Source organism: Dyella sp. RRB7 (assembly GCF_022761115.1).
GTDB lineage: Bacteria > Pseudomonadota > Gammaproteobacteria > Xanthomonadales > Rhodanobacteraceae > Dyella.
Window position 1 is genome coordinate 80,345 of sequence record NZ_JAKWJS010000003.1, and the last position, 23,216, is coordinate 103,560.

A 23,216-nucleotide genomic window follows, 5' to 3' on the forward strand; every position below is an offset into this window, starting at 1 on the left:
TCAGCCTCCCGTGCCGACGGTGACCCAGCCGAAGTACTTCATGCAGCCGGCGACAAGGACCCAGACGATGGTGATGGGAATGAACACCTTCCAGCCCAGACGCATGATCTGGTCATAGCGGTAACGCGGGAAGCTGGCACGGAACCACAGGAACAGGAACGCGAACGCGAACGCCTTGGCGAACAGCCAGAAGAAGCTGCCCTGCCCGATCAGGCCCCACGAGGCCGGGAACGGCGACAGCCAGCCGCCCATGAACAGGATCGAGGCCAGGAAGCTGACCAGGATCATGTTGGCGTACTCGGCCAGGAAGAACAGCGCGAACGCCGAACCGGAGTACTCCACGTGGAAGCCGGCCACGATTTCCGACTCGCCTTCGGCCACGTCGAACGGCGCACGGTTGGTTTCGGCCACGCCCGAGACGAAGTAGATGATGAAGACCGGCAGCAGCGGCCACATGAACCAGTCGAGGATGCCCTTGTGGCCAGCCTGCGCATGCACGATGTCGGTGAGGTTCAGCGAACCGGCCAACACCAGCACGCAGACCAGGCACAGGCCCATCGCCAGCTCGTAGGAGATCACCTGTGCCGCCGAACGCATGGCACCCAGCAGCGCGTAGCGCGAGTTGGACGCCCAGCCGGCCAGGATGATGCCGTACACGCCCAGCGAGGTCATCGCCAGCAGGTACAGCACGCCGGCATTGACGTTGGCCAGCACCAGCTTGTCGTTGAAGGGGATCACCGCCCACGCCGCCAGGGCCGGAACCAGGGCCAGCATCGGCGCCAGGTAATACAGCACCTTGTTCGCGCTGGTCGGAAGGATCACTTCCTTCAGCAGCAGCTTGACCACGTCCGCGAAGGCCTGCAGCAGGCCGAGGGGACCGATCTTGTTGGGCCCCATGCGCACGTGCATCCAGCCGATGACCTTGCGCTCCCAGTACACGAACATCGCCACCGCGATCACCAGCGGCAGCACGATGCACAGGATGTAGACCACCGGCCAGATGATCTGGTTGAGAATCTGTTCGCCCATGTGCTTACGCCTTGCTCAGGGTGAGGGCCGCGCCATAAGGCGGCAGGGTGACGGTGTCATCGTGTGCCGCCTCGATCCATGCGGCGCCATCGGGCACGGCGGCGTCGATCGTCAGCGGCAGCACCGCATCGGCAATACGCACCGCGGCGCCATGGCCCAGACCCAGGCGCTGTGCCTCGGCCGCATTGACGCGCACGGCCGGTGCGCGGTTCAGCGGATGGGCGCTCAATGCCTTGGCACGACGCAGCACCGCGTCGGTGCGGTAGATCGGCCAGGTCGCCAGGCGGACCAGGCCGCCGGCCGCCGGACGCGAGGCCAGCTCGGCGCGGCCCTGGTGGCCACGCTCGCTGATGCCTTCGCGCAAACCGGCCAGGTCGTCGAACTCGAAACCCGCCAGCTTCAGCACACCGCCCAGCGCACGCAGCACCTTCCAGCCCGGACGCACGTCGCCCGGCGCCTTCGCGCCGGCGGCGACACCCTGCGAGAGGCCGTCGACATTCACCAGCGTGCCGTCGATTTCCGGCAGCAGGCCGATCGGCAGGATCACATCGGCCACCTCGCGCAGCGCGGGACTGGCATAGGCGGAGAACGCCACCACCTGCTCGGCACCACGCAGCGCCTTGAGGAAGGCGGCGCCATCGGCCACGTCCTGCGGTTCCACGCCGTACAGCACGTAGGCCTTGCGCGGCTGCGCCAACATGGCCTGCGCGTCGAGACCACCGTTGCCCGGCAGCACGCCGACGCGGCCCAGGCCCACGGCGTTGGCCCCGACCGGCAGCTCGTTGTAGGCCGCACCGGTGGCTTCGGCGATGAAGCGGGCCACGGCGCGCAGCCACGAGGCTTGCGGGTGCGTCACGGCAGCTTCGCCAAGGATCACGACCGCATGGCCGCTCTTGAGATCGGCGATGGCGCCCTGGTCACCCTGGTCGGCCGAGGCACCGTTGATGGCATTGGCCAGCGCGGCCGGTGCGGTGGCACCGGCATCGACGGCGGCCTTGGCCAGCGACAGCAGCGCATCGACCAGCGCCTGCGGCGCCACGATGGCTTCGCCGGCCAGCTTGTAGTTGAAGTTGAAGCTCGCCGGATTGACGGCGTAGACCTTGGCGCCCTTCTTCACCGCCTGATGGATGCGGTGATTGACCAGCGGCAGCTCGTGACGCAGGTCCGAGCCGACCAGCAGCGCGGCCTTGACCTTGTCCAGCTCGGCCACCGGCTTGGCGAAGGTCCGCGCCACCGCGTCGTCGGCCAAGTCCAGCTGACGCACGCGATGATCGATATGGGCACTGCCCAGGCCACGGGCTAGGCGCACCAGCAGATCGCCTTCCTCGTTGGTGGTGGCCGGATGCACCAGCACGCCCAGCTCGCTGCCCGGCACCGCCTTGAGCGATTCGACCGCGGCGCCGATGGCGTCTTCCCAGGTGGTGGCCTGCCACTGGCCGTTGCGCTTGACCTGCGGCGCGCTCACGCGATCGGCGGCGTACAGGCCCTGATGGCTGTAGCGGTCGCGGTCGGACAGCCAGCATTCGTTGACCGATTCGTTGTCGCGCGGCACCGTGCGCAGCACCTCGCCGCGGCGCGTGTGCAGCCACAGGTTGGAACCCAGCGCGTCGTGATAGGCGATGGACGGCTTGGCGATCAGCTCCCAGGCGCGGGCCTGGAACTGGAACGGCTTGTTGGTGAGCGCACCCACCGGGCAGACGTCGATGATGTTGCCCGACAGTTCCGTCTCGATGGTCTTGCCGATGTAGGTGCCGATCTGCAGGTTGTCGCCGCGGCTCATGCCGCCCAGCTCGTAGGTGCCGGCGATTTCGCTGGTGAAGCGCACGCAGCGCGTGCACTGGATGCAGCGGGTCATCTCGGTGGCGACCAGCGGGCCGAGGTTCTCGTCGGCGATGGTGCGCTTGCGCTCGGTGTAGCGCGACACGCTGCGGCCGTAACCCAGCGCCACGTCCTGCAGCTCGCACTCGCCGCCCTGATCGCAGATCGGGCAATCCAGCGGGTGGTTGATCAGCAGGAACTCCATCACGTCCTTCTGATACTTCAGGGCGACGTCGGTGCGGGTCTTCACCTTCATGCCTTCGGCCACCGGCGTGGCGCAGGCCGGCTGGGGCTTGGGCATGGGCTTGCCGCCCATCTCCACCTCGACCAGGCACATGCGGCAGTTCGCGGCGATGGGCAGCTTGCGGTGATAACAGAAACGCGGGATCGCCACGCCAATGGCGTCGGCGGCCTCGATGATCATGGCGCCCTTGCGGATCTGCGTGGGCTTGCCGTCGATCTCGATGTTCAGCAGATCAAGGGCGGGGGCGGCGGGCTGCGCACTCATGCGGCGGCTCCAAGCTTGTCGTCGACGATCGAGCGGCCGTTGACGATGTAGTACTCGAATTCATCCCAGAACTGGCGCAGGAAGCCCTGCACCGGCCACGCGGCGGCTTCGCCGAACGCGCAGATGGTGTGGCCTTCGATCTGGCCGGCAATGGCCTTGAGGCGATGCAGGTCGTCCATCGTGCCCTGGCCGGCCACGATGCGGTCCAGCACGCGGTGCATCCAGCCGGTACCCTCGCGACACGGCGTGCACTGGCCGCAGGACTCCTTGTGGAAGAACTGCGAGATGCGGCGGGTGAAGCGCACCGTGCAGACGGTGTCGTCCAGCACCACGATGGCGCCGGAACCCAGGCCCGTCTTGAGGTCGCGCAGGGTGTCGTAGTCGAACGGCAGGCCCTTCAACTGTTCCGCGCGCAGCACCGGCATCGACACGCCGCCCGGAATCGCGCCCTTGAGGGTGCGGCCCGGACGCAGGCCACCGGCCATCTCCAGCAGTTCGTCGAAGGTGGTGCCCAGCGGCACTTCGAAGTTGCCGCCCTTCTGCACGCAACCGGACACCGAGAAGATCTTGGGGCCGCCGTTCTTGGTCTTGCTCTGCGCCAGGAACCAGTCCGCGCCCTTGCGCAGGATGGCCGGCACCGAGGCATAGGTTTCGGTGTTGTTGATGGTGCTGGGCTTGCCGTACAGGCCGAAGTTGGCCGGGAACGGCGGCTTGAAGCGCGGCTGGCCCTTCTTGCCTTCCAGCGACTCCATCAGCGCGGTTTCTTCGCCGCAGATGTAGGCACCGGCGCCGAGCGCGCCATAGATGTCCACGTCGAGGCCGGTGCCCTGGATGTTCTTGCCCAGCAGGCCAGCCGCGTAGGCTTCCTTCAGCGCCTCTTCGAAATGCTCGAACGGCTCGTGATGGAACTCGCCACGCAGGTAGTTGTAGGCAACGGTGGAGCCGGTGCAGTAGCACGCGATGGCCATGCCTTCGATCACCGCATGCGGGTTGAAGCGCAGGATGTCGCGGTCCTTGCACGTGCCCGGCTCGGATTCGTCCGAGTTGCAGAGGATGTACTTCTGCATGTTGCCCTTGGGCATGAAGGACCACTTCAGGCCGGTCGGGAAACCCGCGCCGCCACGGCCGCGCAGGTTGCTCTTCTTGATCTCTTCGATCAGAGCGTTCGGATCGGGCTTTTCGGCGAGGATCTTCTTCCACGCTTCATAGCCACCGACCTGGGTATAGCTGTCCATCGCCCACGGCTTGTCGAAATGCAGCGTGGTGTAGACAACCTGGTGTTCCTGGGGTGCGGGTCCGTATGCCATTGCGCCCTGCCCTTACTTGAGACCGTCGAGAATCTCGTCGATCTTCGCGATCGAGAGTTTCTCGTGGTAGTGACCATTGACGGTCATCGCCGGCGCGTGGGCGCAGGCGGCGATGCATTCTTCTTCGCGCTTCAGATACACGCGGCCATCGGCGGTGCTTTCACCGAGCTTGATGCCCAGCTTCTTCTCGGCGTGGGCCACCAGCTCCTCGGCGCCGTTGAGCCAGCACGAGATGTTGGTGCAGATGGCCACGTTGTTGCGGCCGACCGGGCGCGTCTCCAGCATCGAATAGAAGCTGGCCACCTCGTAGGCCCATACCGCGGGCAGCTCCAGGTACCTGGCGACGGCGGTGATCAGCTCGTCGGTGAGGAAGCCGTGGTTCTGCTCCTGCGCGGCGAACAGCGCCTGGATCAGCGCCGAGCGCTTGCGATCCGGCGGGAAGCGGGCAACCCACTCGTCGATGTGATGGCGGGTGTGGTCGTTGAGTTCGACGAGCGGGTCGACGTTCTTGACCTGCTCGTAATTTCCGGTGGCTTTCATGTGTGCTTTCCTCCGGGCTCAGCGATCGACTTCGCCGAACACGAGGTCATAGGTGCCGATCATCGCCACCACGTCGGCCAGCATGTGGCCGGTGACGGTGGCGTCCATCGACGACAGGTGGGCAAAGCCCGGCGCGCGCAGGTGCACACGGAACGGCTTGTTGGCGCCGTCCGATACCAGGTAGCAGCCGAATTCACCCTTGGGCGCTTCCACCGCGGCATAGGTCTCGCCGGCCGGCACGCCGTAGCCTTCGGTGAACAGCTTGAAGTGGTGGATCAGCGCTTCCATGTCCTCTTTCATGTTTTCACGATGAGGCGGGGCGACCTTGTAGTTCTGCACGATCACCGGACCGGGGTTGGCCTTCAGCCACTTCACGCACTGCTGGATGATGCGGTTGGACTGACGCATCTCCTCGACGCGCACCAGGTAACGGTCGTAGCAGTCGCCGCCCACGCCCACCGGGATGTCGAAATCCACCTCGGCGTACTTGGCGTACGGCTGCTTCTTGCGCAGGTCCCACTCGATGCCCGAGCCGCGCAGCATCACGCCGGTCATGCCCCAGGCCTGCGCCTTCTCCGGCGGAATCACGCCGATGCCGACCGTACGCTGCTTCCAGATACGGTTGTTGGTGAGCAGTTCTTCGTACTCGTCCACCTTCGACGGGAAGTCGCTGGTGAACGCTTCGAGGAAGTCGAGCATGGAACCTTCGCGCCAGCTGTTGAGGCGCTTGAGGTCCTTGCCCTTGTGCCAGGGCGACTCGCGGTACTGCGACATGTGGTCGGGCAGATCGCGGTAGACGCCGCCCGGGCGGTAGTACGTGGCGTGCATGCGCGCGCCCGACACCGCCTCGTAGACGTCCATCAGTTCCTCGCGCTCACGGAACGCGTACAGGAACACCGCCATCGCGCCCAGGTCGAGCGCGTTGGAGCCGACCCACATCAGGTGATTCAGGATGCGGGTGATTTCGTCGAACATGGTGCGGATGTACTGCGCACGCTCCGGCGCCTCGATACCCAGCAGGGTTTCGATGGCACGCACGTAGGCGTGCTCGTTGCACATCATCGACACGTAGTCGAGACGATCCATGTAGCCGATCGACTGGTTGAACGGCTTGGATTCGGCCAGCTTCTCGGTACCGCGGTGGAGCAGGCCCACGTGCGGATCGGCGCGGACGACGGTTTCGCCGTCCATCTCCAGCACCAGGCGCAGCACGCCGTGCGCAGCGGGATGCTGCGGGCCGAAGTTCATCGTGTAGTTGCGGATCTCTTGCACGGATTAGTTCCTCCGCCAGTCGTCGGCGGCTTCGGCCTTGGCCTGCACCAGGTCGGCGTCGTCACGGATGACGCGCGGCACCAGCACGCGCGGTTCGATCGACACGGGTTCGTACACCACGCGCTTCTGCTCGGGGTCGTAGCGGACCTCGACATTGCCGATCAGCGGGAAATCCTTGCGGAACGGGTGACCCACGAAACCGTAGTCGGTGAGGATGCGGCGCAGGTCCGGATGCCCCGAATAGATGATGCCGTACAGGTCGAACGACTCACGCTCGAACCAGTTCACGCCCGGCCAGATACCGGTCAGCGACGGCACCACCGGCAGCGAGTCGTCTTCGCAGAACACGCGCAGGCGCAGGCGCTGGTTGTTCTCCAGCGACAGCAGGTGCACGACCGAGGCGAAACGGCGCGGCACCGCGTCGGCGTGCGGACGGTCGGCCCACTTGAAGCGGCCCATGGCCTCGCCTTCCACGCCGCGCGAGAAGCCGGTACCGGAAACGGTCTCGGTGTCCCACTCGGTCTGGCCGTAGCCGAGATAATCGATGCCGCAGACGTCGATCGGCACGCCGAAACGGAACGTGGCCTCGTCACGCAACGCCGTGGCCACCGCGAGCAGGTCGGCGGCGGCCACTTCGGCGGTGACTTCGTGGCGGACGATGCTGATCTTCAGCGTATCGCCGAATCGCGCCGAGAGGCGCTCGGCCAGCGAGTTCGATGGTGTATCAGTCATGGCTGGGCAGCGCCTATCAGGAACGCGCGATGGTGTTGGTGCGACGGATCTTCTTCTGCAGCTGCAGAATGCCGTGGATCAACGCCTCGGCCGTAGGCGGGCAGCCCGGCACGTAGATGTCCACCGGCACAATGCGGTCACAGCCGCGCACCACGGAATACGAATAGTGGTAATAGCCGCCGCCGTTGGCGCAGCTACCCATCGAGATGACCCACTTGGGGTCCGGCATCTGGTCGTAGACCTTGCGCAGCGCCGGGGCCATCTTGTTGACCAGGGTGCCGGCCACGATCATCACGTCGGACTGGCGCGGGCTCGGGCGGAAGATCACGCCGTAGCGGTCAAGGTCCAGACGCGCCGCACCGGCATGCATCATTTCCACCGCGCAGCAGGCCAGGCCGAAGGTCATCGGCCACATGGAACCGGTGCGCGCCCAGTTCATCAGCGCATCGACGCTGGTGGTGGCAAAACCGCGCTGCATGACCGGGTTGTCTTCGGCCGGACGCAGGATGTCGTCCACCAGGTTCAGCGGCTGCGGGTTGTGCATCACCCGGTCGAGGGACGAGATCACTCCCATTCCAGTGCTCCCTTCTTCCACACGTAAGCAAAACCGACCACCAAGAGCAGCAGGAACAGCGCCATTTCCACCAGCGCGATCAGACCGATCTTCTGGAACACCACCGCCCAGGGGAACAGGAAGGCGATTTCCAGATCGAAGATGATGAAGATGATCGCCAGCAGGTAGTAGCGAACGTCGAAGCGCATGCGCGCATCTTCGAAGGCTTCGAAGCCGCACTCGTAGGGCGAGAGCTTTTCCGCTTCGGGGCGACGGGGACCGGCAAGCAGGCCAACGGCCAGCAGGACCACGCCAAGGCCGGCGGCAACGCCGATGAACAGCAGAATGGGCCAGTATTCGGCAAGCACGATGGAACGTACCTCCGCGCCTTCATTGGCGCATCAGTGACCGTCGGGGGAAACGGTCCGGAACCGGGGGGTTCAGCAGGCCGATGAAGGCCATGGGCTTACGCCACGATCACGCAGATTTGCAGCCGCAATCGTCCGACTTTCCACGATCAGGGTCGGGAACCGCGACATTGTATCAGCGCGCTTAGCAACAACAAGCCTTGACGGGTATTTGGAACGCACTGCACGCGTTTTATTTGCAGCCCGCGCTGCAGCGGCCGCAAGGCATTACTACCAAGGTCTAATCACATCGTGTGCGTGGGACGCTCGGAGCCCGTCATGCCGGCGAGAATGTTCTCGATGCGGGTGCGCGCGACCTCGCCATCGGAGGACTCGTTGAACTGCACGCCGATGCCGGCGGTGCGGTTGCCCTGGGCACCGACCGGGGTCACCCAGACCACCTTGCCGGCCACCGACAGGCGCTCCCCTTCGTCGGTGAGGTTGATCAGCAGCACCACCTCGTCGCCCAGTGAGTAGCGCTGGGCCGTGGGCGCGAACAGGCCGCCGTTCTTCAGATAAGGCATGTACGCGTTGTAAAGCGACGCGGTGTCCTTGATCTTCAACGAAATGATGCCCTGGCGGGCGGCAATGGCCGGATTCATGGCTGCTCCTGCGAACCGCTGGGACGAAGGTCCCTGAAGCGGCATCCTAGCGAGCGCCGAGGCCGAGCGTAAAGCGACGCGTCGACGGAATGTGACGGAGAAGCGACCCGCCGTGGCCGCTCAAAGCTCGCACCAGCCCCAGCGGTCGAAAATCCACGGCGACGGCAGGTTCATATAGAGCTTGGCGAAACGCGGACCCGCCTGCCCTTCGCCCAGGGCATGCAACAGGTAGCGGCCCTGGTCATCGCGGGCGACGGGAGCCTTGGCCCACGGCCAGTGACGGACACCATCCTGGCCGGCCACCATCAGCCGGAGCCAGGGACGCAGCGCGGCCGGGGGCTGCCATGGCAGGGCCGGAGCTCCCGCATGGGGGCCAGTGTCCTTTACCGCCTGATAGCGCTCGGCGCGATCCGCCAGGCGCCGCATGCGCTTGCCGCTCAGCGCCATCTGGCTGCGATGACAGGCAAGTGCCGCCAGCTTGTTCGCGTGCAGCCCGACCGAGGAGTCGAGCTTGACCCTGCCCGTCACCTCGCCTTCACGGCCATGGACCAGGTAGGCCAGCTGTTCCGGCGTCCTGCCCGGCCATCGGGCCAGTGCGAGCCGCGTGATGACGTGGGCCGCACCATGGTCGGGATGGTGATCCCCCAGCGCCGGCATGACCACGAGGTTCGGTTCGTAGGCGTCCAGGCTGGTGGTCAAGGCCGCCAGCGTGGAATGGAAATGTTCGCTTAAGCGATCGGTAAGCCCCATGTCGGGCCAGCCCAGGGCCTGCAGCGCAGACGACTCCACCCCCAGCTGCTGCAGCGCCTGCGCCACCTCGCCTCGACGCCGCTCGCCCCAGCGACGCCGCTCTTCGCCACCAATGCGCAGGCGACGCTCGACCCAGCGCTGCGGCCACGGGTTGTTGTCGCCATTGGTCAACAGCAGAATCCGCACGTCGCCGCCAGACTGGCGCACCTGCTGGATCAGCTCACCGGTCGCAATCGATTCGTCGTCCGGATGGGGCGAAACCACCAGCAGCCGGGTCTGCGCGTTGAGACTCAACGCCATGTCAACCGCCCTCCGCGGGCGGCGGCAATGGCTTCCAGCCCCGCTCGAACGCCTGGGTCCAGACGAACGCCACCGGCGCGCCGTTGGTTGCCTTCAGGTGATGGACGCCGCGCTCGAGATACCAATGGTCGGCGACCGGCCCGCCGTCCAGGCTCCCGCTCAAGCGCTGCTGTCCATCGGTCAACACGTAATCTCCCGGCACCAGTATGTCGATCACCTGATCGGGCTCATGCGTGGGCAGCATACGCCCCGCCACCCAGACGTCCCCGCCGGCCGGTACATAGTTGAGCATCACGAAGCGTGCGCTGTCGTGCGATAACCGGCGCAGCACCACCACCATGGTGTGATGACTTATCAGGTCATCGACGATGGTGTTCGCCACCTGCCCGCGCCGCAGTCGATGCAGGGCCAGGCTTTCCAGCACCGGATAGTAGGGGCGCATGCGGAAGATGGCGTCGCCCTTGGCATCCATCACGAAGTCGGACTTGTCCGTGTAGTGAAGCACCAGCGCCAGCTCGGCGCGCTGCGCCGCCAGCTTGTCTTTCCACGGCGGCGCATAGGCCACGATGGCGGCCAGCTCGCAGCCAAGCACCAGCACCAGCAACACGCCGCGCAAGCGGGGACGCTGCGCAAGCCAGGTCCATTGCGATGCCCATCCGGCGCCGGCCAGTACCAGCGTAGGCAGCACCGGCAGGAAATCCTGCCTGGTCACCAGCGGCCAGACGAACCAGATCAACAGCAGATACAGGCCGCCCTGTAGCGCAAGGAAGGCGGCCCAGTCGAATTCGCTCAGCGCACGACGACGCACCGCTCGCACCGTCAGCGCCACCATGGCCGACGCGAGCACCAGGAACCACAACCCGTTGAGTGCCGCGTGGCGCTTGCTTGCACCGCCGATGTTGTAGCCGGCCAACCCGTACCAGGCATCGCCCAGCACGCCATGCATCGCGAGCCAGATGACGAATAGCGTCGGGACCAGCAACAGGCCGAACAACGCCGCCAGCCAGCAGCGGCCGCTGGTACGCGCGGTGCCGGCCGGACGCATCAGTCCAAGCAGCGCCGCCACCAACAGGGTGGTGACGAGCAGCACCAGCGTCTTCTGCGATACCGACAATGCGCAGCCCACGCACAGGCCCGCCAGGAAAAAACGCCAGGCGCGCGCCGGCGCTCCCACCACGAAAGCCAGCCCGGCCAGCCACATGGCCATCCACATGTCGTCGGTGCGGAACTGTCCGCTCACGATGAAAAAGCGCGGAAACAAGCCAGCCACCAGCACGGCGACCACGGCCACGCGCCAGCCGAACAGGCGCCGCCCCATCCAGCCGACCGCGCCCAGGGCGAGCACGTACCAGAACTGCATGGCGAGCCGCAGCCAGGTCAGCACATCGGCCCGCTCATCGAGCAGCCTGATCAGCGGCGAGTGCAACCAGCCGAACAGCGGGCCGTGGTTGTCGAACACATCGCGATAGGGCAGCAGGCCCTGGGTCCACGCCCACGCCACGTGCGCGTGCTGTGCCTCATCGGAATTGAGGGTGTACGCGTCCAGCCACGCCAGTCGAAGGACCAGCAGGATCAGCAGGGATAACCACGGCCAAACGGGGAGACGGTACTGCAGCGGGGACTTCATCCCACAAGGCTAGGCAGGCGGCCTGTCAACAAGCTTTCCCAGCCCGCAGGCGGGCCGGCCCGCGCTAGCGCCAGCGCGCCAGCAGTTCGAGCAACAACAGGTCGCCGCGCAAGGGGCCGCGCAAGGATTCGCGCGTGCGATTGGCCGCCATGTACCACTGGTCCAATGCCTCGGTATCCAGCTGGCTGGCCAGCGGACCGGTACCCGCCGCGGCCCGCCCCTTCACTTCATCGGCCACGGCCTGGGCGGCAAACCACAGGCGCTGCCCGGGCTCGTTGTCGAGCCAGCGGCGGGCCACTTCCATCGCCTCGCCACGACCGGCGGCAAGCGCGCCCAGGTCCTTGCGGACCTCCTGTCGTCGCGCCAGCGCACCTTCCTGCACCCAGGCACGTGCAAGCCCCGGATTGCCACCGGCCGCATCGAGCGCCGCGGACGCGTCGGCGACGCCCTGCTGCTGCAACCAGGCGAGCGCGTCCTCGCGTGGCGGCAGGTGGAACTCGATGCGCTGGCAACGGCTGCGGATGGTCTGCGGCAATCGCCAGGGCGCATCGGCCACCAGCAGCAGCAAGGTCTGCGGCGAAGGCTCTTCCAGGGTTTTCAGCAAGGCATTGGCGGCCGCCGCGTTCATGGCATCGGCCGGATCGATGCATACGATCTGCCAGCCGCCGAACTGACTGGACATGGCCAGCCGCGCCGACAACTCGCGGATCTGGTCGACCACGATCTCGCTGCGCTGCACACCGTCCTTGCGCAGGCCGAAACTCAGCGTGGCGAAATCCGGGTGCGTCCCGGCCGCGAACAACTGGCAACTGCGGCACTGCCCGCAGGCCATGCCATCCTGCGCTTGCGTGCACAGCAGGCCCTGGGCGAAACGACGCATGAAGTCGCGCTTGCCCAGGCCGACAGGCCCGCACAGCAGCAAGGCATGCGGCATGGCATCACGCGCGCGCCGCGCCTGCAGGCGCGACCAGTGCTCGGCATGCCAGGGCATCGCGCTCATGCGACCGCTCCAAACAAATGATGCGTGGCGCCGATGGCCGCCTCCAGCACCTGGGCCGGCGTCAGGCTGGCATCGATCACGCGGAAACGCGCGGGGTCCGCCGCCGCGCGCGTGCGATACACCTCGCGCACGCGCTCGAAGAAGGCATCGGCCTCCACCTCGATGCGGTCGGCCTCGCCACGGCCCGCCGCCCGCGCGCGTCCGGTCGCCACGGGCAGGTCGAGCAGCAGGGTGAGATCCGGCGTCAGGCCGTTGGTTGCCCAGCGCTCCAGCTCGGCGATGCGCTCCATCGGCATGCCGCGGCCGCCGCCCTGGTAGGCATAGCTGGCGTCGGTGAAGCGATCGCACAGCACCCACTTGCCGGCCGCCAGTGCCGGCTCGATGCGCTCGCGCACCAGCTGGGCGCGCGAGGCGAACATCAGCAGCAATTCCGACTCCGCGCTCAGGTCGCGCCGCCCCGCATCGAGCACGATGGCGCGTATCGCCTCGCCCAGCGGAGTGCCGCCGGGTTCGCGTGTCTGCACGAGATCCACGCCCTGCTCCACCAGGTGCGCCTGCAGGCCGGCGAGCAGCGTGCTCTTGCCGGCGCCTTCGCCGCCTTCGAGCGAGATGAATTTTCCGCGTGGTGTCATGGACAGCGCTTCAGTTGATAGCAGGCAACGTTGCGATTGTGCTCGTCCAGGGTACTGGAGAACACATGGGTGCCGTCGCCACGCGCCACGAAATACAGCTCGGTGCCGGCGGCCGGATGCAATGCCGCCTCGATGGCCGGCTTGCCGGGCATGGCGATCGGCGTCGGCGGCAGGCCCTGGCGCGTATAGGTGTTGTAGGGCGTGTCCGTGGTGAGATCCACCTTGTGGATACTGCCGGTATAGGCATCGCCCAGGCCATAGATCACCGTGGGATCGGTCTGCAGCAGCATGTGGGTCTGCAGGCGACGGATGAACACGCCGGCGATGCGCGGGCGCTCGTCGGCACGGCCGGTTTCCTTCTCCACGATGGAGGCCAGGATCAACGCGTCGTAGGGCGTGGCCAGCGGCACATCCTTGTCGCGCTGCGCCCACAGCGCATCGAGCAGCTTCGCCATCGCGGCATGCGCGCGGCGGAGAATGTCCAGGTCGCTGTCGCCCTTCACGTAGGCGTAGGTTTCGGGAAGAAAGCGGCCTTCCGGCATTTCGCCGGTGGCGCCGATCCTGGCCATCAGCGCGGCGTCATCCAGGCCCGCAGCGTCCTGGCGCAGCCTGTCGGCCTTGGCCAGCGCCTGGCGCAGTTCGCGGAAGTTCCAGCCGTCGACGATGGTGAAATTGCGCTGCAATACCTTGCCTGCCGCCATGTTGAGCAGCAGCTCGCGCGGCGTCATGCCGGCCACCAGCGCATACTCACCGGCATGCAGGCGGCCGGCCACGCGCAACTGCTCGGCCAGCACGCGCCAGTACAGCGGGCCGACCGTCGTCACCTTGTTCCGGCGCAACTCGCCCACCACGTCGCGCAGGCTGCTGCCCTTCGCCACATCGAGGCTGGGCGTCTGTGCGGTGACGGCCAGCGGCGTCTGCACGAAGCGCCGGTAATCCAGCCAGCCATAGACCACGGCAGCAGCCACCGCCAGCAACACCAGCACGACCAGCCCGCGCCAGAACGCACGCCCCCGCCTCTTGTCTCGACTCATGCCTGCTCCATCGGGAAACCCAGTCCGCGCCAATGCTGTTGCAAGGCACGGGACACCGGGCCGGGAACATACACGGTATTGCCCACGGCCTGAACCGGCAGGATGCCCCGGACGCTGGAGGTGAGGAAAACCTCGGCCGCACGCGCCAGCTCCCCGGGACGCAGGCGCACCACGTTCGCCTCGGGCCGGATCGCCAGCACCTCGGCGCGCGCCACGCCGGCCACGCCGCAGCGCTCCAGCGCCGGCGTCACCAGCACCCCATCGATCACCGCGAACAGGTTGGCCATGGTGGCCGAGATGACGTCACCGGCGGTATCGCAAAGCAGGCCTTCGGCCACGGTGGCGTCGCTCCATTCGGCGCGCGCCAGCACCTGCTCCAGGCGATTGAGATGCTTCATGCCGGCCAGCAAGGGTTGCTGCGCCAGTCGCGTGTCGCACCAGCGCACGCGAATGCCGTTCGCATAGGCGTCGCCGCCCATGGCGGGCGCATCGAAAGCAGCCACCACGCGGGTGGGCTGCGGCGTGGCCGGTGGCGCATAGCCCCGCTCGCCAATGCCTCGCGTCAGGGTGATGCGTACCACCGCGTGATCGAGACCCGCGGCGGCGACCAAGGCCTCGCGCAGCAGCAAGGCCGCATCCGGCACCGGCAGGCGCAAGCGCGCGCCACTATCGGCCAATCGCTGCATGTGGCGCGACCACAACGGCGCCTTGCCATGCGCGAACCGGATGGTCTCGAACAAGCCATCGCCATAGCCAAGCCCGCGATCGAACACGGACACGGTGCTGCACGACAGGCCGTCGACAAGCACGCGCGCAGCGGCGGCCGTCACCCCTGCACTCCAAGCGCCCGCAACAGGCCACGGGCCTTCGCGCGCGTTTCGTCCAGCTCCTTCTCCGCCACCGAATCCGCCACGATGCCGGCCCCGGCGCGCAGCGTCACCTGCGCGCCGGCCAGGGTGAAGGTACGGATAAGAATGTTCAGGTCCAGGTCGCCATTGCGATCGAGATAGCCCAGCGCGCCGGTATAGGCGCCGCGCGGGGCATGCTCCAGCGCGGCGATAATCTCCATGCAGCGCACCTTGGGGCAGCCGGTGATGGTGCCGCCCGGAAAGGTCGCCGCGATCACTTCGCCCGGCGTGATGCCTTCGCGCAGCCGGCCGCGCACATTCGACACGATGTGGTGCACGTGCGCGTAGCTTTCCACCACCATCAACTCATTGACCTCGACCGATCCCGGCACGCACACGCGCCCCAGGTCGTTGCGCTCCAGGTCGATCAGCATCACGTGCTCGGCGCGCTCCTTCGGATGCGACGTGAGTTCGTGGATGCGCGCCAGCTCGTCGTCGCCCGGCGTACGCGGTCGCGTGCCGGCGATGGGCCGGGTCTGGGCCACGCCATCGCGTACTTCCACCAGGCGCTCGGGCGACGAACTGACCACGGCCCAACCGGGCTGTTGCAGCAATCCGGCGAACGGTGCGGGATTGGCCTGCCGCAGCGCGGCATACAACTCGACCGGCTGCGGCGGCGTCGCATAGTGCGCGCGCCATGCACGGGAAAGATTGACCTGGAAAATATCCCCCGCGTGCAGGTGCTCGTGGACGCGCGCCACGCCATCGAGGAACAGCGCGGGATCATCCTCATCACAACGATCCGGCGTAGCCAGCGCGGCAATGGCCGGAACCGCCGCGAGATCCGCCTCCATCGCATCGAGCAGCGCCTCATGGCCGGGCTCCGCCAACAGCACCGTGCAACCACGTTCGTGATCGACCACCACGGCCGCGGGACAGCGCAACGCCAGCGCCGTCGGCAACGACTCCGTGGACCGAAGACGCAGTCGCGGCTCGATGTCACCGACCAGCTCATAGGCGAGCAGCAACAGCCAGCCACCGTGGAACGGCAGGTTGTCCGCGTCGTCGCGCGGCACCCTCGCCGCCTTCCACGCCTGGTCGAGTGCATCGAGAAAACGCCCCGGGCGAAGCTCGCCGCTGGCGTCCGCCAGACGACCATCGGCACGCAGCGTCAGGCTGTCCTGCGGAAACGCAAACAGGATGTCGTAGCGCGACTGCGGCGTGCCGTGCGTCACGCTCTGCAACAGCCCGGGATAGCGCTCCGGAAATGCAGCGGCCGGCGCGAGCAGGTCGCGCCGGCCGTGCAGGGTACGACGATGGACGTTCGACACGTCGATCAGTTCACGCCGCTCAAACGCGGCGGAACGCCAGCGTACCGTTGGTGCCGCCAAAGCCAAACGAGTTGGAGATGGCCACGTCGAGCTTGGTCTCGCGTGCGGTGTGCGCCACGAAATCCAGGTCGCAGCCCTCGCCCGGCTCGTCCAGGTTGATGGTGGGCGGCAGCACCTGGTCGCGCAGCGCCAGGATGGTGAAGATCGCCTCCACGCCGCCGGCGGCACCGAGCAGGTGACCGGTCACCGACTTGGTCGAGCTCATCGCCAGCTTGTAGGCGTGATCGCCGAACACGCGCTTGGCCGCCAGCACTTCACCCAGGTCGCCCAGCGGCGTCGAGGTGCCATGGGCATTGATGTACTTCACCTCGGTCGGGTTGATGCCCCCATCCTTCAGTGCGCTGTCCATGCAACGCGCCGCACCCTCGCCGCCCTCGCTGGGCGCGGTGATGTGATAGGCGTCGCCGCTCATGCCGAAGCCCACCAGCTCGGCGTAGATCTTCGCGCCGCGCGCCTTGGCATGCTCGTACTCTTCCAGCACCAGCACGCCGGCGCCGTCGGACAGCACGAAGCCATCGCGGTCCTTGTCCCACGGACGGCTGGCCTTGGTCGGCTCGTCGTTGCGGGTGGACATGGCCTTGGCCGAGCAGAAGCCCGCCATTGCCGTGCCGGTGGTGGCGAACTCGGCGCCGCCGGCGATCATCGCGTCGGCATCGCCGTACTGGATCATGCGCGCGGCCAGGCCGATGTTGTGCGTGCCGGTGGTGCAGGCCGTCACGCAGGCGATGTTCGGGCCCTTCAGGCCATACATGATCGACAGGTGGCCCGAGACCATGTTGATGATGGAACTGGGCACGAAGAACGGCGACACGCGACGCGGGCCCTTGTCGTGCAGCTCGATCGACGTGTGCTCGATGGTATGCAGGCCACCGATGCCGGCCGCCACCGCCACGCCGATGCGCGGCGCGTTCGCTTCCGTCACTTCCAGCCCGGAATCGCGCAGGGCTTGGGTGCCCGCGGCGATGCCGTAGTGGATGAACGGATCCATCTTCTTGATCTCTTTCGCGGCAATCCATTCCGCGGGATCGAAACCACGTACCTGGCCGGCGATGCGCGTGGCATAGGCGGTGGCGTCGAAATGGGTAACCTCGCCGATGCCACTGACGCCCTTGAGGATGTTGTCCCAGGCGGTAGCGATATCGTTGCCAACCGGCGAAATGATGCCGAGGCCGGTTACAACCACACGTCGTTTGCTCATGCTGATCTTCCTTCGTGTTTCCGTGGTGCCGCCGCTACCGGCGGCATTTGCGCGTTATCGCGGCCACGTCATCCGGGCCGTGCGATACGCAGGCGCGCACCATACGGGATCGGACGTTGCAAAATGCAGAAACGAAAACTGCGCCAATGTGGCGCAGCTTCCGGTATCGCTGGTGGGCGGGCACATCAGGCCGACGCGCCTGCCGCAACGGAGCGATCAGTCCTTGGTGTGGGCCTTGATGTAGTCAACAGCCTGCTGCACCGTGGTGATCTTCTCGGCTTCTTCGTCCGGGATCTCGGTCTCGAACTCTTCCTCGAGGGCCATGACCAGCTCGACAGTGTCCAGCGAATCAGCGCCCAGATCGTCCACGAACGAAGCGTTCGCCGTGACTTCATCCTCCTTCACGCCCAGCTGCTCGATGACGATTTTCTTGACGCGCTCTTCGATGGTGCTCATGTTGCCAATACCTCCCAAGGAGTAGTTACCTGTCAACGCCGGCTTCAAGGCCGGCATATGGCCGGCGGATTGTAGTGGCTAAGCCCCAAGGCCGCCATGGTCCGCCAACAATGCTTGGGCGCAGGCCACGGGACCGGCGCGAAAGAAGCAATTGTCTCCTAAAACGATCTCGCTGGCGACAATTCCTCGTTAAGCCGGCCCGTGCCGGCACGCCAGGGGGCTGTCCGCCGTCCCGGCCGTTTCAAACAGCGGGGTGGCCGATGGCATCGCCCATCCCCGCTTTTGCGCCTTACGGCATGTACATGCCGCCGTTGACGTGAAGGGTCTCGCCGGTGATGTAGGCCGCCGCCGGGGACGCCAGGAAGCCCACTGCCTTCGCGATATCGCTCGCCTCGCCCAGGCGCCCCAGGGCGATCTGGCCGAGCAGCGCCTGCTTGGACTCTTCCGGCAGGGCGCGCGTCATGTCGGTATCGATAAAGCCCGGTGCCACCACGTTCACGGTGATGCCGCGCGAACCGATCTCGCGGGCCAGCGACTTGGAGAAGGCGATGATGCCGGCCTTGGCCGCCGCATAATTGGACTGCCCCGGGTTGCCGGTGAGGCCGATCACCGAGGCGATGGAGATGATGCGGCCCTTGCGCGCCTTCATCATGCCTCGCATCACCGCCTTCGAGGTGCGGTAGACCGAGCTGAGGTTGGTGTCGAGGATGCTCTGCCAGTCGTCCTCCGACATGCGCATCAGCAGCTGGTCGCGGGTGATGCCGGCGTTGTTGACCAGGATCGACACGGGACCGAACTGCTTGCCGATATCGCCGATCAGCGCATCGACCGCGGCGCTGTCGGTGACGTTCAGCACGCGGCCGTGGCCACCGCTGGCAGCAAGGCGCTCGCCGATCGCCGCCGCACCGCTTTCGCTGGTGGCCGTGCCGATCACGGTGGCGCCCTGCGCCGCCAGCTCATCGGCAATGGCGGCACCGATACCGCGACTGGCGCCCGTGACGAGGGCGATCTCACCTTGCAGTGTCTTGCTCATCTGTGACTTCCCTTTGGATGGCTGGACGTCGATCCGTCCAGCGGCATGGATTCGTGTAAAAGCGAGGGCTCAGGCCCACTCGGTGCGCGCGGCGTCGAGCTCGGCCGGCGTGCCGATGGCGCGGGCCTCGACGCTCTTGTCGATACGCTTGATAAGGCCTGCCAGTACCTTGCCCGGGCCGGCCTCGGCCATGCGCGTGGCGCCACCGGCCACCAGCGCCTGCACGCACTCGGTCCAGCGCACCGGCAGGTAGAGCTGGCGCTGCAAAGCACCGCGGATCTCTTCCAGCGTGGCATAGCTGCGCGCCTCGGCATTCTGCACCACGGGAATCACCGGCAGCTGCCAGCTCAAGGTGGCCATGCGCTCACCGAGGCGATCGGCCGCATCGCGCATCAACGCGCAATGCGAAGGCACCGACACGGCCAACTTGATGGCCTTCTTCACGCCCAGTTCGGCCAGCCGGGCGAGCGCGCGATCCACCGCCTCGGCATTGCCGGCAATCACCAGCTGCCCCGGCGAATTGAAGTTGGCCGGCGACACCACCTGCCCCTGCGCCACCTCATCGCACACGGCCGCGATCTGCGCATCATCGCCACCCAGGATGGCCGCCATCGCGCCCACGCCCGGCGGCACCGCCGCCTGCATCAAACGCCCACGCTCGGCCACCAGCGCCGCCGCGTCATGCAGCGAAAGCGCGCCCGCGCACACCAGGGCGCTGTACTCGCCCAGGCTATGGCCGGACAACTGCGCCGGCTGCGCGCCGCCCAGCTTCTGCCACACGCGCCACACCGCCACGCTGGCCGCCAGCAGGGCCGGCTGGGTGTTCTCGGTGCGGTTGAGCTGATCTTCCGGTCCCTGCTGGCTGAGCGCCCACAGGTCGATGCCCGCCCCCTGCGAGGCCTCGTCGAAGGTGGCCTGCACTTCCGGGTGAACCGCGGCCAGTTCGGCCAGCATGCCTACCGATTGCGAGCCCTGGCCAGGGAAAACGAAAGCGAGCGAAGTGGCGGTCTGGGTCATGGAACGGACGTTTCGGGAAGCCAAAAACGGAATGGTGCCAGTTATGGCGGCCATACGCAGCTGTATCCCGTGACCAAGGCTGTCCGCCCCGGCAGGCAGTCCTGTCGCTGGCGACCTAGCGCGGAAGGAAATGGTTGCGTTCGAGCCAATCGCCGAACAGGCTGGGCCACGCATTTTCTTCCGGAACATCCTGGGCGAGGCCGGCGCCGTGCACGCCGTGCGCGAACAGATGGATCTCGGCGGGAACCCCGGCGGCATGGAGCGCCGCGCCGAACAGTACGCTGTTCTGCGCGCTGATCCGCTCATCATCGAGGCTTTCGAAGAGGAACACCGGCGGCGTGGCGGAGCTCACCTGCTCCTGGCCGGACAAGTCGTGTTCCAGCCGCGCCAGCTCGCGTCCTTCATACCCATACAGCAAGTGCCTGAGTGAATTGGGCGAGGCATAGGCGGACGGCAGCATGGAGATCACCGGATAACCCAGGCCCAGGAAATACGGCCGCGCGCTCGCCTCATCGACGGCGTCGCGCCGGGGCAACCCGAAATCGGCGCCCGGATGCAGCGCCAGCGTGCTGGCGAGGTGGCCCCCGGCGGAAAAACCGAACAAGCCGATGCGCTTGGGATCAACGCCATAGCGCCCCGCCTCGTGCCGGATCAGGTTCAAGGCGCGATAGCCATCCCACATCGGCACCGGATAGCGATAAGTGCCGTCGCGCTGCACCAGCCGGTAATACAGCACAAACGCTTTCACGTGGTAGCTGCGGGCGAAGTATTCCGCTACCGGCGCCTGCTCTCTCGTATCGGATAGGCGATCGTAGCCGCCGCCGGGAATGATCAGGATCGCGGGCCGCGCCGCCGGGCTGTCGCCCTCGGGGGCATACATCTTGAGGAATGGAATATCGCGGCAGGGATCGTCACCCGTGGCGCCGGGGGCCGGGCCGTTCCACAGCCTGATCTCGGTGGGATCGGCCGGGTCGTAGCAATGCCGCCCGCTCGCCGCAACCATCGATTCGACCGCTCGATGATGCTGCTGGGCCGGCGCAGCGCCGATCGACAACCACGGCAACACGACGGCAATCGCTGCGATAACGCTCAGGCGCATACGTTTCTCCGGGAGGCGTCGGGCGCGATGGGCCGGGAGGAAGCTCTTGGCCATTCTAGCCTTGGAAAAAAATGCCGCCCGGAAGGGCGGCATGGATGAAACTCACGCGGTACGGGCGCGCATCAATAGCGCAGCAGCGCCGAGGCCCAGGTAAAGCCGCCGCCGAATGCTTCCAGCAGCAGGTTCTGCCCACGCTTCACCTTGCCCGAGCGCACCGCGAAATCCAGCGCCAGCGGCACCGAGCCCGACGAGGTGTTGGCATGCTTGTCGACGGTGACGATGACCTGCTCCATCGGCATGTTCAGGCGCTTGGCCGTGGCTTCGATGATGCGCAGGTTGGCCTGGTGCGGAATCAGCCAGTCGATCTGCGAGGCCTCCATGCCGGCGGCCTGCAGGGTTTCGTCCACCAGCGAGTCCAGCGTCTTCACCGCGACCTTGAACACTTCGCGGCCGGACATGTTGATGCGCACGCCGTGGTTGGGCTCGTCCTTGAAACCGGCCGACACGCCCACCGGGTTGTACAGCAGGTGCTTGAAACCGCCATCGGCGTGCAGGCAGGTGGCGAAGATGCCGGGCTCTTCCGAGGCCTCCAGCACCACGGCGCCGGCGCCGTCGCCGAACAGCACGCAGGTTTCGCGCTCGTTCCAGTCGACCATGCGGGTCAGCGTCTCGGCGCCGATAACCAGCACCTTCTTCGACTGCCCGCTGCGGATGAACTTGTCGGCCACGCCCAGGGCGTAGACGAAGCCCGAGCACGCCGCATTGACGTCGAACGCCGCGCAGCCGTTGGCACCCAGGCGGTGCTGCACCAGGCAGGCGGTGGATGGGAAGATGATGTCGGGGGTGGTCGTGCCGAGCACGATCAGGTCCAGCTCGGAAGCCTTGACGCCGGCCGCCTCGAGGGCCCGCTGGGCCGCCAGGGTGGCCAGGTCGCCGGTGGTCTCGCCATCGGCGGCGATGTGCCGCTGCTGGATGCCGGTGCGGGTGCGAATCCATTCGTCGCTGGTGTCGACGATCTTCTCGAGATCGGCATTGGTCACCACGCGTTCGGGCAGCGCGCTGCCGGTACCGGTGATGCGGGCGTAGATCTGGGCCATTAACTTTCCATGGAGCGGTGCGATGAGAACGAACGGCCACGCCAGGGCGCCGCCATCGGTTGTCCGACCGTCAACGTTACGTGGCTGGTGCCACAAACGCAAAGCGGCGCGTGAACGCGCCGCCCTGCGGAACCGTATCCCTTGCGGGAACGATCAATCCTCTTCGACCACCGAGGTGTTGGTGTCGATGACCTTCTTGCCGCGGTAGTAGCCATCCTTGGTGACGTGATGGCGCAGATGCACCTCGCCACTGGTCGGATCGGTGGCCAGCTGCACGGTCTTGAGCGCATCGTGCGAACGACGCATGCCGCGGGTGGACGGGGTCTTGCGGCTCTTGGCAACGGCCATGGCGAATCTCCAGCTAAATCAACGTTTCTTGAGTTCGCGCAAAACCGCGAACGGGTTATCGGAACGCCCTTCGCCCGAGGAGGATTCCTCAGGCCCGGGGCCTACTACTTCTTCGGGCAAGCTGCTGTCCGGGTTGACCGGGACCAGCGGCAGTGCCAACAGCAATTCGTCTTCGATCACATCCGCCAGGTTCAGCTTGTCGTCGTCGGCGACGAGCAAGGGCTCGCAACCCGGCGGCAACGCCGACTCCTCGCGCTCGGAACGGATCAGCCCGAGGCGGCTATCCACCGTCACCGGCAATACGAACGGTTCCAAGGTGCGCTGGCAGGTCAGCGTGAGCGGGGCCTGGACGCGGACATCGAGGTACGCCGTACCAAACTCGTCCCGACCAAAATCCAGCTCGTATTGCAGCGTTCCTTCCGTGCCGGCCAGGACCTCGCCCAGTCGCTTCAGGGCGACCACGGGCAATTCCCCTTGGAACGAACGCCGCGCCGAGACCATGCGCCAAGCGTCCACGGACTCTGGCAGTGTCACGGACATAGACCCGAAATCTTAGGATTACAACACCTTGAAGTCAACGGGTAAGCCACCCCGAAACAGGGGATCAGGGCCATTTTG

At 66.5% G+C, this 23,216-nt stretch carries 24 protein-coding genes; all 24 read right to left on the reverse strand.

All coding sequences use genetic code 11. From position 1 onward, the window contains the following. Positions 1–1,029, reverse strand: coding sequence for an NADH-quinone oxidoreductase subunit NuoH (gene nuoH / locus MJ606_RS09355; protein ID WP_243049263.1), 1,029 nt, complete (start codon positions 1,027–1,029; stop codon positions 1–3). 4 nt (positions 1,030–1,033) lie between these two features. Further along, on the reverse strand, positions 1,034–3,355 hold the full coding sequence (gene nuoG / locus MJ606_RS09360) for an NADH-quinone oxidoreductase subunit NuoG (protein WP_243049264.1): 2,322 nt from the start codon (positions 3,353–3,355) through the stop codon (positions 1,034–1,036). Further along, positions 3,352–4,662 (reverse strand): NADH-quinone oxidoreductase subunit NuoF, encoded by a 1,311-nt coding sequence (gene nuoF / locus MJ606_RS09365; RefSeq protein ID WP_243049265.1) that lies wholly within the window; start codon positions 4,660–4,662, stop codon positions 3,352–3,354. Before nuoF ends, nuoG begins: the two co-directional genes overlap by 4 nt. A gap of 12 nt (positions 4,663–4,674) precedes the next feature. Then, on the reverse strand, positions 4,675–5,202 hold the full coding sequence (gene nuoE, locus MJ606_RS09370; RefSeq protein ID WP_243049266.1) for an NADH-quinone oxidoreductase subunit NuoE: 528 nt from the start codon (positions 5,200–5,202) through the stop codon (positions 4,675–4,677). Positions 5,203–5,220: 18 nt separating this feature from the next. Then, positions 5,221–6,450 carry an NADH-quinone oxidoreductase subunit D gene (locus MJ606_RS09375; RefSeq protein ID WP_243049565.1) on the reverse strand — a complete coding sequence of 410 codons (1,230 nt, stop codon included), beginning with the start codon at positions 6,448–6,450 and terminating at the stop codon, positions 5,221–5,223. 27 nt (positions 6,451–6,477) lie between these two features. After that, the gene (locus MJ606_RS09380) at positions 6,478–7,206 is read right to left on the reverse strand and encodes an NADH-quinone oxidoreductase subunit C (protein ID WP_243049267.1); all 729 of its coding nucleotides are present in this window, start codon (positions 7,204–7,206) and stop codon (positions 6,478–6,480) included. Positions 7,207–7,222: 16 nt separating this feature from the next. After that, entirely contained in the window at positions 7,223–7,780 is a 558-nt protein-coding gene (locus MJ606_RS09385; RefSeq protein ID WP_243049268.1) for an NADH-quinone oxidoreductase subunit B, read from the reverse strand. After that, positions 7,771–8,127 carry an NADH-quinone oxidoreductase subunit A gene (locus MJ606_RS09390; protein ID WP_243049269.1) on the reverse strand — a complete coding sequence of 119 codons (357 nt, stop codon included), beginning with the start codon at positions 8,125–8,127 and terminating at the stop codon, positions 7,771–7,773. Before MJ606_RS09390 ends, MJ606_RS09385 begins: the two co-directional genes overlap by 10 nt. Positions 8,128–8,411: 284 nt before the next feature. Next, positions 8,412–8,768 (reverse strand): PilZ domain-containing protein, encoded by a 357-nt coding sequence (locus tag MJ606_RS09395; RefSeq protein WP_243049270.1) that lies wholly within the window; start codon positions 8,766–8,768, stop codon positions 8,412–8,414. Between the two features lie 120 nt (positions 8,769–8,888). Further along, entirely contained in the window at positions 8,889–9,818 is a 930-nt protein-coding gene (locus MJ606_RS09400) for a PIG-L family deacetylase (RefSeq protein ID WP_243049271.1), read from the reverse strand. Between the two features lies 1 nt (position 9,819). Continuing rightward, positions 9,820–11,445 carry a glycosyltransferase family 39 protein gene (locus MJ606_RS09405; protein ID WP_243049272.1) on the reverse strand — a complete coding sequence of 542 codons (1,626 nt, stop codon included), beginning with the start codon at positions 11,443–11,445 and terminating at the stop codon, positions 9,820–9,822. A gap of 64 nt (positions 11,446–11,509) precedes the next feature. Then, complete coding sequence (gene holB, locus MJ606_RS09410) at positions 11,510–12,445, reverse strand: DNA polymerase III subunit delta' (RefSeq protein WP_243049273.1); 936 nt, start codon at positions 12,443–12,445, stop codon at positions 11,510–11,512. Then, entirely contained in the window at positions 12,442–13,077 is a 636-nt protein-coding gene (tmk, locus tag MJ606_RS09415; RefSeq protein ID WP_243049274.1) for a dTMP kinase, read from the reverse strand. The genes holB and tmk overlap by 4 nt, the downstream gene beginning before the upstream one ends. Then, entirely contained in the window at positions 13,074–14,111 is a 1,038-nt protein-coding gene (gene mltG, locus MJ606_RS09420) for an endolytic transglycosylase MltG (protein ID WP_243049275.1), read from the reverse strand. Before mltG ends, tmk begins: the two co-directional genes overlap by 4 nt. After that, positions 14,108–14,941 (reverse strand): aminodeoxychorismate lyase, encoded by an 834-nt coding sequence (pabC, locus tag MJ606_RS09425; RefSeq protein ID WP_243049276.1) that lies wholly within the window; start codon positions 14,939–14,941, stop codon positions 14,108–14,110. Before pabC ends, mltG begins: the two co-directional genes overlap by 4 nt. Continuing rightward, on the reverse strand, positions 14,938–16,266 hold the full coding sequence (locus MJ606_RS09430; protein WP_243049566.1) for an aminodeoxychorismate synthase component I: 1,329 nt from the start codon (positions 16,264–16,266) through the stop codon (positions 14,938–14,940). The genes pabC and MJ606_RS09430 overlap by 4 nt, the downstream gene beginning before the upstream one ends. A gap of 43 nt (positions 16,267–16,309) precedes the next feature. Further along, a complete protein-coding gene (gene fabF, locus MJ606_RS09435) occupies positions 16,310–17,548 on the reverse strand; it encodes a beta-ketoacyl-ACP synthase II (protein ID WP_243049277.1) in 1,239 nt (412 codons plus the stop codon). Positions 17,549–17,764: 216 nt separating this feature from the next. Next, positions 17,765–18,004 carry an acyl carrier protein gene (gene acpP, locus MJ606_RS09440; RefSeq protein WP_091336635.1) on the reverse strand — a complete coding sequence of 80 codons (240 nt, stop codon included), beginning with the start codon at positions 18,002–18,004 and terminating at the stop codon, positions 17,765–17,767. Positions 18,005–18,293: 289 nt separating this feature from the next. Next, positions 18,294–19,037: a 3-oxoacyl-ACP reductase FabG gene (gene fabG / locus MJ606_RS09445; RefSeq protein ID WP_243049278.1), complete on the reverse strand. Its 744-nt coding sequence runs from the start codon at positions 19,035–19,037 to the stop codon at positions 18,294–18,296. A gap of 69 nt (positions 19,038–19,106) precedes the next feature. Then, positions 19,107–20,054, reverse strand: a complete 948-nt coding sequence (gene fabD, locus MJ606_RS09450) for an ACP S-malonyltransferase (RefSeq protein ID WP_243049279.1) — start codon at positions 20,052–20,054, stop codon at positions 19,107–19,109. A 115-nt stretch (positions 20,055–20,169) separates the two neighbouring features. Continuing rightward, entirely contained in the window at positions 20,170–21,153 is a 984-nt protein-coding gene (locus MJ606_RS09455) for an alpha/beta hydrolase (protein ID WP_243049280.1), read from the reverse strand. 122 nt (positions 21,154–21,275) lie between these two features. Next, complete coding sequence (locus tag MJ606_RS09460) at positions 21,276–22,250, reverse strand: beta-ketoacyl-ACP synthase III (RefSeq protein ID WP_243049281.1); 975 nt, start codon at positions 22,248–22,250, stop codon at positions 21,276–21,278. Between the two features lie 153 nt (positions 22,251–22,403). Then, positions 22,404–22,598, reverse strand: a complete 195-nt coding sequence (gene rpmF, locus MJ606_RS09465; RefSeq protein WP_019466219.1) for a 50S ribosomal protein L32 — start codon at positions 22,596–22,598, stop codon at positions 22,404–22,406. An 18-nt stretch (positions 22,599–22,616) separates the two neighbouring features. Next, positions 22,617–23,099, reverse strand: a complete 483-nt coding sequence (locus MJ606_RS09470) for a YceD family protein (protein WP_243049567.1) — start codon at positions 23,097–23,099, stop codon at positions 22,617–22,619. Positions 23,100–23,216: the final 117 nt, after the last annotated feature.